This window comes from Luteimonas sp. A277 (assembly GCF_054052045.1).
Genome location: NZ_JBSVRG010000001.1, coordinates 139716 through 153992 on the forward strand (window position 1 = coordinate 139716; position 14277 = coordinate 153992).

Consider the following 14277-nt stretch of genomic DNA (forward strand, 5'->3'; position numbering starts at 1 on the left):
ACAGTCGGGGATCCCTCCACCACAACGATATACGCACGCCGCATGATCGAAAGTGCCGTGGCCCGCATCCCGGGCATCGCCGCCTTGCCGCAGGTCACCATGGTGGAGGCGCTGCCAAGCGTGACCCTGGCGATCCTGCTGCTGTTCGTCGGCAAGGGCCTGTCGGCCCGCGTCGCTACCCTGCGCCGCTACAGCATCCCCGAGCCGGTGGTGGGCGGGGTGCTGTGCGCAGCGGTGGTGTGTGCGCTGTACTACGGCATGGGCATGGAGGTGAACTTCGAGCTCGGCGCGCGCGACATGTTCCTGATGTACTTCTTCGCCGCCCTGGGGCTGAACTCCAACGTCGCCTCGCTGCGCAAGGGTGGCTGGAAGCTGGTGGTGCTGCTGGCACTGGCCGGCTTCTACATCGTGTTCCAGAACCTGGTGGGCATGGGGCTGGCGGGACTGTTCGGCATGGACCTGCGGGCCGGGCTGATGGTGGGCTCGATCTCGCTCACCGGCGGAGTGGGGACCACCGTCGCCTGGACCCCGCACTTCGTCGAGGAACTGGGCATCGCCAATGCCGGCGAGATCGGGCTGGCCTCGAACATGGTCGGCATGATTGCCGCCTGCGTGGTCGGCGGGCCGATCGCCGGCTGGCTGATCAAGCGCCACCCGGTGATGCCTTCGGCCGATGCGGACCTGGAGGTCGGCACGCTCTACGGCGACGAATCGCGCGCGACCCTGGACTACACCGGCGTGCTGCTGGCGCTGTTCTGGCTGAACATCGCGCTGATGCTGGGCCACGGCATCAGCCACCTGATCAGCGAGGCGGGGATGCTGCTGCCGGGGTTCGTCGGCGCGCTTATGGCCGGCATCCTGCTGCGGCTGCTGGGCGACCTGTTCGCGCCCAATGGCCGGCGCATGTGGAAGCTGGAGACGATGCAGCCCGGGATCGCGCTGATCTCCGACATCAGCCTGGGGCTGTTCCTGGTGATGGCGCTGATGGGGCTGCAGCTCTGGGTGCTCGAGCCTCTTCTGGGCTTCATGACGGTGGCCATGCTGGTGCAGATCACCCTGGTGGTGCTGTTCTCGGTGTTCGTGGTGTTCAAGGCGATGGGCGGGGATTACGAGTCGGCGGTGGTCAGCGCGGCGTTCGGCGGCATCGCGCTGGGCTCCACCGCGACCGCCATGGCCAACATGACCGCAGTGACCCGCGAATACGGCGCCGCGCCGCGGGCGTTCGTGATCGTGCCGCTGGTGTGCGGGTTTTTCATCGACATCGCCAACGCGGTGATCGTGGGGGTGATGGCCGGCTGAGCGGCGCACGGGAGACGAAAGGCAACTGCTTCTCATCCCGGCACCGGCGCCGGAGGAGCGGCATACTGTGGGTCCCCCGCCACATCCCAAGGAGCCCGCGATGAAGGGTAATTCTGAAGTCGTCGACTACCTCAACTTCCTGCTGCGCGGCGAGCTGGCCGCGCGCGACCAGTATTTCCTGCACTCGCGCCGCTACGAAGACCTGGGGCTGAATGAGCTCTACGAGCGCATCAACCACGAGATGGAAGAGGAAACCGAGCACGCGGATGCGATCCTGCGCCGGATCCTGTTCCTGGAAGGCGAGCCGGACATGCGCCCGGATCCGATCGAGCCGGGCGGGACCCTCGAGGAAATGCTGCGCAAGGACCTGGACCTGGAATACAGCGTGCGCGAGAACCTCGCCAAGGGCATTGCCCTGTGCGAGAAGCATAGTGATTACGTGACCCGCGAAATCCTGGTCAAGCAGCAGGTCGACACCGAGGAAGACCACACGTACTGGCTGGAAAAGCAGTTGCGCCTGATCGAGATGGTCGGCATGCAGAACTACCAGCAGAAGCGCATGGGCGACGACTCCGGCCACGAGTGATCGCCCGGCGTGGCGGCCTGCCGGGAGCTGGGTTGCCCGTAGGAGCGCGCCATGCGCGCGAAGCCGCGTGACATTGGGCATTGGAACGTGGCTTCGGCCACCTCGCAACGACCGACGCCCACCCCGACGCCCAATGTCACGCGGTTTCGCGCGCATGGCGCGCTCCTACATATGTCGGCTTGGGGGCGGGGCGGCCACGACGCCGACCGTCAGCGACGGCGCGTGCGGTAGACGGTGGTGTGGAGGGCGGTGACGCCGGCCTCGTGGAAGCGGGGTTCATCGGCGAGGATGTCGCGCCGCTCAAGCATGGAAACATCCCATTCCCGCTCCAGCAGCCGGCGTACCTCCGCTTCCTCGACTGAGAAAGGCGGGCCGTCCTTCTGCCCCTGCGGATATTCCAAGGTGATGAGCAGCCCGTCGCAGCTGGTTGGCAGGCGGCGCCAGGCCGTATCGGCATAACGCGCGCGCATGTCCGGCGGCAGGGCGATCAGGGCGGCGCGGTCGTACACCGCTGAGCAATCGGCCAGCACTTCAGCGTCAAGGGCGAACGCGTCGCCGTAGATCAGTTCGTACGGACCGGCGCTGTAGTGGATCCCGAAGCTGCTTTCGCGCGTCGCAGGCGTCAGCCCGCGTTCGTCGAAGAACTGCCGTACCGCCAGCTCCGACAACTCCACGCCCAGCACCCGATGGCCGCGTTCGGCCAGCCAGGCCATGTCCACGGACTTGCCGCACAGCGGCACGAACACCCGGCTACCGGGGGCCAATTCCAGCGTCGGCCAGTGCTTGCACAGCAGCGGCAGCGGCCGATCCTGGTGGAAGCCGATCCGCCCGTCCTGCCAGCGTTCGTGCCAGAAATCAGGTTCCAAAATCCACACCTCCGTTGTAGGAGCGCGCCATGCGCGCGAAGCCGCGTGAATCGTGGCGGCATGGCGGGCGTCGGTCGTTGCGAGGTGGCCGAAGCCACGTCCCAATGCCCAATGTCACGCGGCTTCGCGCGCATGGCGCGCTCCTACAGAAGAGGCGGCCATCAGTGGATGCGAAATCAGGCATCCATAGACACTCAGGCCTCCACGGACAGGCCTTCCACATTCTGCCAGCCGCGCGGCAGCAGGCCGCCGCGGGAGGCGCGGGTGCCGAGGTAGGTCTCAAGGTCCTTGAATGACAGGCTCATGATGCGCTGGCGGGAATGGACCTGCAGCGTGCCCGTGGGTGGCACTACGGCCACCGCAATCACCTGTTCGGTTCCGCGTTTGGCACGTGGAATGTCGATGATCTTGTTGCCGCGGCCCCGCTCCAGTTCCGGCAGCTCCGCCACGGCGAACGCCAGCAGGTGACCGGCGCTGGTCACGGCCACGATCCGGTCCGTTTCCACATCGTCCACCGCCATCGGTTGCAGCACGGCGGCGCCTTCGGAAACCGTCAGCATCGCTTTACCGGCTTTCTGCCGGCCCACCAGGTTCGCAAACCGGGTGACAAAGCCGTAGCCGAGCGAAGAGGCCAGCACGAAGCGGGCATCCGCTTCGCCGCTGACCAGCGCCTGGAACGAAGCGCCGGCTGCCGGTGAAAAACGCCCGGTCAGCGGTTCGCCATTGCCACGTGCCGACGGCAGCGTGTGGGCCAGCGTGGAATAGCTGCGCCCGTTGGAATCCAGGAACGCCACTGCCTGGTTGCTGCGCCCGCGCGCGGCAGCCTGCAGCTGGTCGCCCTCGCGGTAGGACATGGACGCCGGATCCACCTCGTGGCCCTTGGCCGCGCGCACCCAGCCCTTCCTGCTCATGACGATGGTGACCGGCTCGTTGGGCACCAGATCGGTCTCGTCCAGCGCCTGGGCGGCGCCGCGCGCCACCAGCGGCGAGCGACGGTCGTCGCCGTGCTTCTCAGCATCGGCCAGCAGCTCTTTCTTGATCAGCGCCTTCAGCTTGGCTTTGCTGCCCAGGGTGGTGGCCAGCTGATCGCGCTCCTTGGCCAGCTCATCCTGCTCGCCGCGGATCTTCATTTCCTCAAGCCGTGCCAGCTGGCGCAGCCTGGTTTCCAGGATGTAATCCACCTGGTCGTCGCTCAGCTCGAAGCGCGCCTTCAGCACCGGCTTGGGCTCATCCTCGGTGCGGATGATGTGGATCACCTCGTCCAGGTTGAGGAACGCGGCAAGCAGGCCCTCCAGCAGGTGCAGGCGGCGCTCCACCTTTTCCAGCCGGTGCTCCAGGCGCCGGGTCACCGTGACCGTGCGGAACTGCAGCCATTCGGTCAGCAGCATGCGCAGGTTTTTCACCTGCGGGCGGCCATCCAGGCCGATCACGTTGAAGTTCGCGCGATAGTTGCGCTCAAGATCGGTGGTGGCGAACAGGTGGCCCATCAGCTGCTCGGCGTCCACCCGGTTCGAGCGCGGCACCAGCACCACCCGGGTCGGGTTGGCATGGTCGGACTCGTCGCGGATGTCTTCCAGCCACGGCAGCTTCTTGGCCCGCATCTGCGCGGCAATCTGCTCGATTACCTTGCTCGGTGACACCTGGTGGGGCAGGGCGTCCACCACGATGTTCTGGCCTTCCTTCACCCACGTACCCCGGGCCCGGATGGAGCCGATGCCGGTCTCGTAGATGGACTGCAGATCGGCCAGCGGGGTGATGATCTCCGCGGTGGTGGGGTAGTCCGGGCCGCGCACGTGCTCGCACAGGTCGGCGACGGTGGCATCGGGATCATCCAGCAGGCGGATACAGGCCGAGACCACCTCGCGCAGGTTGTGCGGCGGCACGTCGGTGGCCATGCCGACCGCAATGCCGGTGGTGCCGTTGAGCAGCAGGTGCGGCAGGCGGGCCGGCATCCAGCCCGGCTCCTGCAGGGTGCCGTCGAAGTTCGGGGTCCAGTCCACCGTGCCGTGGCCCAGCTCGGACAGCAGCATCTCCGCGATCGGGGTCAGGCGCGACTCGGTGTAGCGCATGGCCGCGAACGATTTCGGATCGTCGCTGGAGCCGAAGTTGCCCTGGCCGTCCACCAGCGGGTAGCGGTAGGAGAACGGCTGGGCCATCAGCACCATCGCCTCGTAGGCGGCGCTGTCGCCGTGCGGGTGGTACTTGCCGATTACGTCACCAATGGTCCGCGCCGACTTCTTCGGCTTCGACCCGGCGCCCAGGCTCAGCTCGCTCATGGCGAAGATGATCCGCCGCTGCACCGGCTTCAGGCCGTCGCCGATGAAGGGCAGGGCGCGGTCGAGCACCACGTACATGGAGTAGTCGAGATAGGCGCGCTCGGCGTACTCGCGCAGCGGAATCTGCTCGAAGCCGTGGAAGGAGGTGCGGACTGGATCGGTCATCGTGACTGCACGGATGGGGGGAGGTGAATTCTACGGGGGTTCGGGCAACGCCGATAACCAACCCCGTGTAGGAGTGCGCCATGCGCGCGAAACCGCGTGAATTCCTTCGTCCGGTGGGGCTTCGGATGCAGCACCTGACCGACGCCACGGCCAGCGGCTCAGGAGCCTGTGCCGGATGAAGGCAGGGAGCGGATCCAGGCCTCGAGGGCGGCCTCACCCATCGGGCCCGGAAACGGGTAGACGGGCACATAGGGCTGGTTGATGCCGCGGGGGCGACCCCGGTAGACCTTCATCGGCAGGCCGATCCGCGACAGGCCGCTGGGCAGCTTCTGGCCGCCGACCTCCATGTACACCGTGTCCGCCGAGGTTTCGGCGCCGGCGTGGATGGCGCCCAGGGGCAGCCACAGGTCAAGTGCATCCAGGCAGGCCGAAGCGCAGGACGAATCGGTCAGCACGATCACCTCCGCGTTCGCGCGCAGGCGGCGCGGGCGGTCGGGCGCCGGTTCGTCCGCCGGTTCGTCGACTGCTTTCGGCTGGCGCCACAGCGCCTCGCCCCGTTCCAGGGCCGCGGTCATTCCGTCCAGGATGATCCCGCTCCAGCGCAGCATCTCCGGATCCGGGGACTCCTGCGCCAGCAGCATGTCCCGAAAGCTGCGGATGTCCGCCAGGTTGCGTTCCGACACCCGCCAGTCGACCGCATGCGAGCCGCCCGCGACCGCTTCCATCGCCGCGTCGCCCCACATCCGCGAGGCGATCTCCCGGCTCCAGTGCGAGGAACCACCGCTGTTGCCGCGCACGTCCAGCACCACGCGCTGTGCCGCGGACACCAGGGCGCCGTCCTCCAGCTGCCCGAGCAGCGCTGTCAGCAGGACGTGGTCCTCCGATGCGGGATCCGCATTGAAGCCGGCCATGGAGATCCACAGCAGGTTGCCATCGTCCACGCGGCGGATTCCGGTCTTTGACGGCGGCGCGCCGCGCATCGCAGCCAGCATCGTCGATGCCTCACCTTCTCCCAGCGCCCGCCACTGCAGCTGCACCGTATCGACCTGTCCATTGCGTTCGAACCGGCACTCCCGCGGGGATGCCAGCCACGGGTTGCCCTGGTCCAGGAACAGCCGTCCGGACAGTGCCTTGCGCTGGGCGGCAAGCTGCCAGCGGCCGTAAAACCGGCCCAGCCTTGCTTCGGCCATGTCGTTGGCGGCGACACCTTCGCAATCAACCAGGCGCGCACCTTCAACCGGAAGGCCGGCTTCGTCCAGGCGCACCATCACCTCGTGGTGGCCGTCGCGCTGGCCGGCCAGGAAACCCGGCCAGCGCATGGTCAGCGGCGGCGCCGTCCCGGTTTGACCCAGCTGCACGTGACCATCGTTGAACGAGGCCCGGAATTCGCGCAGCGCCCACCAGTAAGCGCCGTAGTCGCGGACGTCCGGAACCCGTTCCAGCGTTTGCTCCAGTGCTTCGTCCAGATGCCGGCGGAAATCCGGGTTTTCCGGGTCAACCGGCCCCGGATGGCGATCCCCGAGCGCTGCATGGAAGGCCCGTACGTCGGCTTCCAGGGTGGCCGGCCAGGTGTTCGTGGCGGAGAGGCCGGAAGCCTGAGAAACAGGAGCGGTCGTTGCCAATGCAAAAACAACGACTGCCGCAGCGGGGAAGGAAACGAAAACAGGGTTGAACCGCATCGGCAGCCACCGGCCTGGACCAGCCTGGGATTACATCCCAAGGGCGGCCGCAAGTCGACGGTCGACGGATCCCGGAAAATGACGCGGTCCGGAGGTGGCCCTGTATCATGGCCGCTGTTCAGGAGCACCCCGATGACCTCCAGCCAGCCCAGTCCAGAAGCGCCATCCGCTGAGCCGGTCACCGTTGACCGCTCCAGCGGCTGTGTGCATCGCAAACGCATGCGTGGCGACTGCGCCGGCTGCGTCGCCCGCGAGCTTGCAGCCTGTTCGGTCATCCCGGTGGAGGAGGCCCAGACGCTGGAGGAGATGGGCGGCCAGATCCGCCTGCCTGCGGGGGGCGTCCTGGCCCGCGAGGGTGATCCGCGCAAGGAAGTGCACACCGTGGTCAGCGGAATGATGCGCAACACGCGCCTGCTTCCGGATGGCCGGCGGTTCGTGGCTGCATTCCTGCTACCAGGGGATTTCATCGGATTCAGCAACGCCACGCACTACCGCGGCACGGTGGAGGCGGTGACCGAATCCACCCTGTGCGCCTTCAGCAACGCCGGCGTGCGCAGCCTGTGCGAGCGCTATCCGGAATTCGAGAAGAACCTGTTCGATCGCGCCTGCGGCGAGCTGGATGTCACCCGCTCGTACCAGATGACCCTGGCGCGGATGACGCCGGTGGAGCGGCTGTCGGTGTTCCTGCTGGACCTCAGCTCACGCCAGTCTCGCCGTGGTGGCCGCGAGAACCACGTGGACCTGCCCATGACCCGGGCCGACATCGCGGACCATCTCGGGCTGACCATTGAAACCGTGAGCCGCAGTTTCAGCCGCCTGAAACAGGAGGGGACGCTCTATTTCGAGCATCCCCACCATATCGAGCTGCGTGATCCCGTGCGGCTGCGGGAAATGGCCGCCCGCTGATCGCGCCTGCCGGGGTCACCGCATCAGCGGTTGTCCCCGCGCCCCTTGCGCTCATCGCGCTACGGCGGCGGCGTCATCACCCTGCAACCCGCGGGTGGGAGGCTCCCGGGACAGGCGCCGGAACACCGGCGTCGCGGGGATCCGTCCAAACAGGGCAAAAAGCGATGCTGCGAACTTCACGCGTGGGCGCCGTCGTGCGCCATCCACTCCATTCCCGGTGCGCGCCTGGCGCGGGCTGGCCGGCCCGCAGGGCGCTGCCGCTGGCGTTGGCCCTGGCGGCCGTCGCCGGCACCAGCCACGCACAGGATCCGGCCCCGCAGGGCGAGGCCGTTCTGCTGGACCGCATGGTGGTCACCGCGCAGAAGCGCGAGCAGCAGGTGCAGGACGTGCCGATCGCGATCACCGCGTTCTCCGGCGAGTTCATGGAAAACATGGGCATCGACGGCTTCGAGCAGCTGGGCGGCTACGTGCCCGGCCTGCAGACCCAGGTGCAGAGCCCCAACAACCCGGGCTTTGTGATCCGCGGTATCACCTCCGACAGCGGCGATGCCACGGTCGAGCCGCGGGTATCGGTGTTCCAGGATGGAGTCTCCATCAGCCGTTCGCGCGGCTCGGTAGTGGAAATGTTCGACATGGAGCGGGTGGAAGTGCTGCGCGGTCCGCAGGGCACGCTGTTCGGGCGTGGCGCGCAGATCGGCGCGGTGCACCTGATCCAGAACAAGGCCCGCAACGAGTTCGGCGGCTCGGTCCGCGGTGGCTTCGGCAACCTGGGCGAGACCTACTTCAGCGGGCACATCAATACGCCGCTGGTCGAAGACAGCCTGTACGGCCGGGTGGCGGTGTTCCACCACGCCCGCGACGGCGCCGTCGACAACCTCTCCGGCGGCGACCTCAACGGCCGCGATACCCAGGCCGTGCGTGCCGCCTTCCGGCTGGACCTGGGCCAGTGGTCCGGGCTGGACCTGATCCTCAACTACCAGAAAGACACCCCGCCGGGCACCGCGTTCCGCAGCGGCAACATTCCTACCCGCGGCGGCAGCACCGACTTCTACAACTCGCCCGCCGACCTCACCCGCGGTGAGGATCTGGGCCTGGACCGCACCGTCCGCGGCGCGACCCTGCTTGGCGACTTCCACCTCAACGACGACTGGACCCTGTCGACCATCACCGGTTGGCGCGATTTCGATTCACACGAAGAGTTCGATGGCGACGGTTCCCAGGCCTACCTGCTGGAGTTCGCCGAGATCGCCGAGGGCCGTCAGTTCAGCCAGGAAGTGCGCTTCAACTACGACGGTGGCGGCAATTTCCGCGGCTTCCTCGGCGGCAGCTGGTTCGATGAATCCAACTCGCAGCGCGTGCCCCTGAGTACCGACGAGCGCAGCCTCTACGCGCTGCTCTCGCCGCTGGTATCCGGGATGACCGGAGGCGGCCTGCCGGTGGTGCCGGTGCTCAACCCGGACGGCACGCCCAACACCAGCCTCGCCTTCATCGAAGTGCCGCCGGCGCTGCAGCAGATGCTCGGCCTGCCGCCGGTCCTGCCGCTCAAGCCCATGCATACCGAGGAATACTCCAACCACGGCGACGTGCGCGCGCTGGAGGTATTCGCCGATGGCACCTGGTCGGTCAGCGACCGCCTGGATCTGACCCTGGGCATGCGCTACACGCAAGAAAAGGTCACCTCGGGCTATCAATCCGATTTCCACGGCGCGCCGAGCGTGATGGGCTTGTTCCTGCCCAGCTTCCCGGACAGCGTCGCGTTCCCCAACGCCATGTTCGCGCCCACGGCCGGGCGCATCAGCGCGTCGGACGATTTCAGCTCGGTGGTCGGCCGCGCCGTAGCCAGCTATCGCTTCAGCGACCAGCTCAACGGCTATGCCAGCGTGTCGCGCGGGCGCCGGCCCAGCGTGGTCCAGGTGGATGGCGACGGCGCCGAGGTGATCGATGCCGAGATCGTGTGGAGCTACGAACTGGGCCTGAAGGGCGAAGCCAACAGCGGCCGCTTCCTCTACGACGCGGCCGCCTTCTACTACGACTACAGCAACTTCCAGGCGCAGGTGGAGAACCCCAACCCGCCGCCGTTCTTCATCACCGCCGACGGCGGCAACGCCCATGCCGTGGGCGTCGAAGTGGCACTCATCAACCGCTTCACCGATACCTTCAGCGGCTTCTTCAACTACGGCTGGATCGACGCCGGCTTCAACGCCGTCGACGACAACGGCAACCCGCAGGCGCTGGCCGGCAACCGCTTCCGCCTCACCCCTGAGCACACCGTGGCCCTGGGCGTGGACTGGCGCGTGCCGTTTGGCGCCGGCCACAGCGCCTACCTGCGCCCCAGCTACACCTGGCGCTCGCAGGTCTACTTCGAGGATGACAACACCCCGGGCATCGAACAGGATGCGTACGGGCTGTTGAACCTCAACCTCGGCGTGGCCCTGGCCAACGGCTGGGACCTGCAGGCCTATGCCCAGAACCTGGCCGACGAGGAGTACCTGATCGATGCAGGCAACACCGGCGCGCTGTTCGGCATCCCCACCTACATCCCGGGCGCCCCGCGCACTTACGGAGTCCGCTTTGCGTACCGTTTCTGAGCTGCGCGTGGGACTGGCGGCGCTATGCTTGGTGGCCATGTCGATCGCCCACGCCGAGCATGATCCCAGCCGCCTGGATCCCACCGTGCACGCTGCGATCCGGGCGGGCGAGGGCGGTCCGGCCGTCATCGCCCACCGCGGCGCCAGCGCGCTGCTGCCCGAGCACACGCTCGCGGCTTACGCGCGGGCGATCGAGGACGGTGCGGACTTCATCGAGCCCGACCTGGTCATGACCCGCGACGGCGTGCTGGTGTCGCGGCACGAAAGCGGGCTGGGCGACACCACCGACGTGACCAGCCGCCCGGAGTTCGCCGACCGCCGCGCCCGCCGCAGCGTGGACGGGGCGGAGATGGACGGCTGGTTTGCCGAGGACTTCGACCTTGAAGAGCTGCGCCAGCTGCGCGCCGTGGAGCGGCTGCCGGAACTGCGCGGCAGCGCGCACGATGGGCGCTACACCGTGCCCACGCTGGACGAGATCGTGGAACTGGCCGCAGAGGCGTCAAACCGCCACGGACGCATCATCGGCATCGTCCCGGAGATCAAGCATTCCACCCACCTGCACGCCCGCGGGCTGGATCCGGAAGCGGCGCTGATGGAAACGCTGGCCCGCCACGAATACGCGCGCCGCGCGCCGTTCGGCGTGCAGTCGTTTGAAGTCGGCAATCTCAAGCGCCTGCGCGCGCTGCTGGATGCCGCCGGCCTGGACAACGTGTTCCTGGTGCAGCTGCTGGGGGCACCGGATTCCTCGCCACAGGATCTGGTGGAGGCGGGCATGCCGGTGCCATACCTGAGCATGCTCACTCCCCAAGGCCTGGCGGAAATTGCCGCCTACGCCGATGTGCTGGCCCCGCACCTGCGCTACGTGCTGCCGGTGACCGCAGAAGGCGCGCTGGCCGATCCCACACCGCTGGTTCCGGCTGCCCACGCCGCCGGGTTGGCGGTGCATGTGTGGACGCTGCGGCCGGAGAATCACTTCCTGCCACCGGCGCTGCGTTGCGAGGGTGGGCCGGCCACACGCTGCATGGCGGGAGCCCGTGCAGAAGCAGCTGCGTTCACTGCTGCAGGCGTGGATGGGCTGTTCACCGACGACCCGGGTTCGATCCGCCATTCAAGCGTTGACAACCCCTGAAAGCGGCGGCAATATACATGGCTTGACTCGCCCAGGTGGCGGAATTGGTAGACGCACTAGCTTCAGGTGCTAGCGGGGGCAACCCTGTGGAGGTTCGAGTCCTCTTCTGGGCACCAACGAGTCAAACTTCGGGGCACTACCGGTCCCGACAAATTACAAAGCCTCGCGAAAGCGGGGCTTTTTTTGTGGGCACTTGTCCGGCTTCATGTCAACACGCGATCACCCCGGCCTGAACGGCTCACGTGTAACATCCGCCCAATGTCAAAACCACCAAGCAAGCGCGGCAGCGGCCGCGGCACCAAATCCCCCGGCAGCGCCGGCGGCGGTCCACGTTCCAAGGCGGGCGCCAAGCGCTCCGGCGGCAAGAAGCTTCCGCCCTGGATGCCCGAGTCCGCGGCCACCGGCCCCGGCGGCAAGCCGGCAACTGGCGGCTCCGGCAAAGCCCAGGCGGCTGCGCAGCCGCGCGGCGGTAAAGGCGGTTTTCACGACCCCCACGCCGAGCGCGAGGCCGGCCGTTATGCCAACCCCATCCCCAGCCGCGAGGCGATCCTGCAAGCGCTTTCCGATGCCGACGGCCCGCGCAAGTCGGAGGAGATCGCCGACATCCTCGGGCTCACCGCGCCGGACCGCTTCGACGCGCTGGAAAAGCGCCTCGGCGCCATGGTTCGCGATGGCCAGCTGCTGCGTAACCGCCGCGGCGGCCACGTGCCTGCCGGTGAAGTTGAGCTGATCGCCGGCACGGTGATTGCCAACCCCGACGGCTTCGGCTTCATGCGTCCCGACACCGGCGCGGGCGACGACCTGTTCCTGCCGCCGTATGAAATGCGCAAGGCAATGCACGGCGATCGGGTGATGGCCAGCGTGTCCGGCGTGGACTCGCGCGGGCGCCGCGAAGGCGTGATCGTGGAAGTGCTCGAGCGTCGCGCCACGCGCCTGCTCGGCCGTTTCAATGTGGAGTCCGGCATCGGCTTTGTCGTGCCGGATGACAAGCGGATCCTGCGCAACGTGCAGATCCCGCAGGATCAGCGCAACAACGCAGAAAACGGCCAGTTGGTGGTATGCGAAATCATGCATGCCCCGGATACCCATCGCCCGCCGATCGGGCGCGTGCTGTCGGTGCTGGGCGATGTGCTCAAGCCGTCGCTGGTGGTCGAAGCCGCCATCCACGGCCACGGCCTTCCCTATGAGTTCCCGCAGGAAGTCCTGGACGAAGCCGCGGCGGTGCCGGTGGAAGTGTCCCAGGCCGATATCAGTGGCCGGCGGGATATCCGCAACCTGCCGCTGGTGACCATCGACGGCGAGGACGCCAAGGACTTCGACGATGCCGTGTGGTGTGAGGCCGATCGTGACGGCTTCCGCCTGATCGTGGCCATCGCCGATGTGTCGCACTACGTGCGTCCGGAGCAGCCGCTGGACGATGAAGCCCAGCTGCGCGCCACCAGCGTGTACTTCCCCGGCTTCGTGATCCCGATGCTGCCCGAGACCCTGTCCAACGGCATCTGCTCGCTCAAGCCCAAGGTCGACCGGCTGTGCTTCGTGTGCGACATGCGCGTTGGCCGCGACGGCACCGTGCACGAGTCCGAGTTCTACGAGGCGGTGATGCACTCGCACGCGCGCCTGACCTACACCCAGGTCTGGGACGCGGTGGGCGAGGAAGATCCGCAGACGCAGAAGGATCTGGGTGCGGTACTGCCTCAGGTACGTGACCTGCACAAGCTGTACAAGGTGCTGGCGCGCGCGCGGCAGAAGCGTGGCGCGATTGAATTCGAGACCTCCGAGGTGCGCTTCGAGCTGGACAACACCGGCGAGGTGGTGCGGGCCGGCATGCTGGTGCGCAACGATGCCCACAAGCTGATCGAGGAATGCATGATCGCAGCCAACGTGGAGGCGGCGAAGTTCCTGCTCGACACCGAGATTCCGGCCCCATACCGCATCCACGACAAGCCGCCCGAATCCAAGTACCTGGACCTGCTGGAGTTCCTCAAGGAATTCCAGCTGCGCCTGCCGACGTGGGCCAAGGTGCGGCCGAAGGATTTCACCGCGCTGCTCAACCGCGTGCGCGAGCGCCCCGAGGGCACGCTGCTGGAATCCGTGCTGCTGCGCAGTCAGAGCCTGGCGGTGTACTCGGTGGAGAACATCGGTCACTTCGGCCTGGCGCTGGACCACTACGCTCACTTCACCTCGCCGATCCGCCGCTACCCGGACCTGCTGGTGCACCGGGCCATCAAGCACGCGCTGTCGGGCAAGAAGCCGCACAGCTTCAAGTACACCAATCGCGAAATGGTCGGCCTGGCGCTGCAGAGCTCGGAGAAGGGTCGGCGTGCCGACGAGGCCTCGCGCGAGGTCGACGATCGTTACCGCGCGGCGTGGATGGAAGAGCACGTGGGCGGCGAGTTTGACGGCGTGATCAGCGGCGTCACCAGCTTCGGACTGTTCATCGAGCTGGACGAATCCAAGGTCAACGGCCTGGTCCACGTGACCCAGCTGCCGCACGACTTCTACCGCTTCGATCCGATCCGCCGCACCCTCAGCGGCGACCGCCGCGGCCGCGAATACCGCCTCGGCGACCGCGCCCGCGTGCGCGTGCTCAAGGCCAGCCTGGAGGAGCGCAAGATCGACTTCGCCCTGGTGGAAGAGGGCGAGCCGCAGGGCAAGAAGGGCCCGAAGCCGCCCAAGGACCTGGTAGAACGCGGCAAGCCCGCCAAGCGCCAGAAAAAAGCGTACTGACCTGAGGCCGACGCGGGCTCCCGCGTCGGCCTTGGCCTGCCTATCGTTCCAACACC

Annotated in this window: 9 protein-coding genes and 1 tRNA gene; 7 read left to right on the forward strand and 3 right to left on the reverse strand. The window is 67.4% G+C overall.

All coding sequences use genetic code 11. The annotated features are described in order from the left end of the window. Positions 1 to 42: 42 nt before the first annotated feature. Both gltS and bfr read left to right on the forward strand, forming a co-directional pair. Positions 43 to 1299, forward strand: a complete 1257-nt coding sequence (gltS, locus tag ACW7G2_RS00625; protein WP_456971670.1) for a sodium/glutamate symporter — start codon at positions 43 to 45, stop codon at positions 1297 to 1299. A 100-nt stretch (positions 1300 to 1399) separates the two neighbouring features. Continuing rightward, on the forward strand, positions 1400 to 1885 hold the full coding sequence (gene bfr / locus ACW7G2_RS00630; protein WP_456971672.1) for a bacterioferritin: 486 nt from the start codon (positions 1400 to 1402) through the stop codon (positions 1883 to 1885). Between the two features lie 209 nt (positions 1886 to 2094). On the opposite strand, the gene ACW7G2_RS00635 is transcribed toward bfr, so the two are convergent. The 3 genes from ACW7G2_RS00635 to ACW7G2_RS00645 form a co-directional block, all read right to left on the reverse strand. Continuing rightward, complete coding sequence (locus tag ACW7G2_RS00635) at positions 2095 to 2751, reverse strand: thiopurine S-methyltransferase (protein ID WP_456971674.1); 657 nt, start codon at positions 2749 to 2751, stop codon at positions 2095 to 2097. Between the two features lie 194 nt (positions 2752 to 2945). Beyond that, on the reverse strand, positions 2946 to 5192 hold the full coding sequence (gene parC / locus ACW7G2_RS00640) for a DNA topoisomerase IV subunit A (RefSeq protein ID WP_456971676.1): 2247 nt from the start codon (positions 5190 to 5192) through the stop codon (positions 2946 to 2948). A gap of 158 nt (positions 5193 to 5350) precedes the next feature. Next, on the reverse strand, positions 5351 to 6814 hold the full coding sequence (locus ACW7G2_RS00645) for a hypothetical protein (protein ID WP_456971678.1): 1464 nt from the start codon (positions 6812 to 6814) through the stop codon (positions 5351 to 5353). Positions 6815 to 7003: 189 nt separating this feature from the next. Here ACW7G2_RS00645 and ACW7G2_RS00650 point away from each other — a divergent pair, with 189 nt between their 5' ends. The 5 genes from ACW7G2_RS00650 (at position 7004) to rnr (ending at position 14221) form a co-directional block, all read left to right on the forward strand. Then, positions 7004 to 7777 (forward strand): Crp/Fnr family transcriptional regulator, encoded by a 774-nt coding sequence (locus ACW7G2_RS00650; RefSeq protein WP_456971680.1) that lies wholly within the window; start codon positions 7004 to 7006, stop codon positions 7775 to 7777. A gap of 164 nt (positions 7778 to 7941) precedes the next feature. Further along, complete coding sequence (locus ACW7G2_RS00655) at positions 7942 to 10365, forward strand: TonB-dependent receptor (RefSeq protein WP_456971682.1); 2424 nt, start codon at positions 7942 to 7944, stop codon at positions 10363 to 10365. Further along, positions 10349 to 11494: a glycerophosphodiester phosphodiesterase family protein gene (locus ACW7G2_RS00660; protein WP_456971684.1), complete on the forward strand. Its 1146-nt coding sequence runs from the start codon at positions 10349 to 10351 to the stop codon at positions 11492 to 11494. Before ACW7G2_RS00655 ends, ACW7G2_RS00660 begins: the two co-directional genes overlap by 17 nt. 29 nt (positions 11495 to 11523) lie before the next feature. Then, positions 11524 to 11610, forward strand: a tRNA-Leu gene (locus ACW7G2_RS00665). 142 nt (positions 11611 to 11752) lie between these two features. After that, positions 11753 to 14221 (forward strand): ribonuclease R, encoded by a 2469-nt coding sequence (rnr, locus tag ACW7G2_RS00670; RefSeq protein ID WP_456971686.1) that lies wholly within the window; start codon positions 11753 to 11755, stop codon positions 14219 to 14221. The last annotated feature ends 56 nt before the right edge of the window (positions 14222 to 14277 follow it).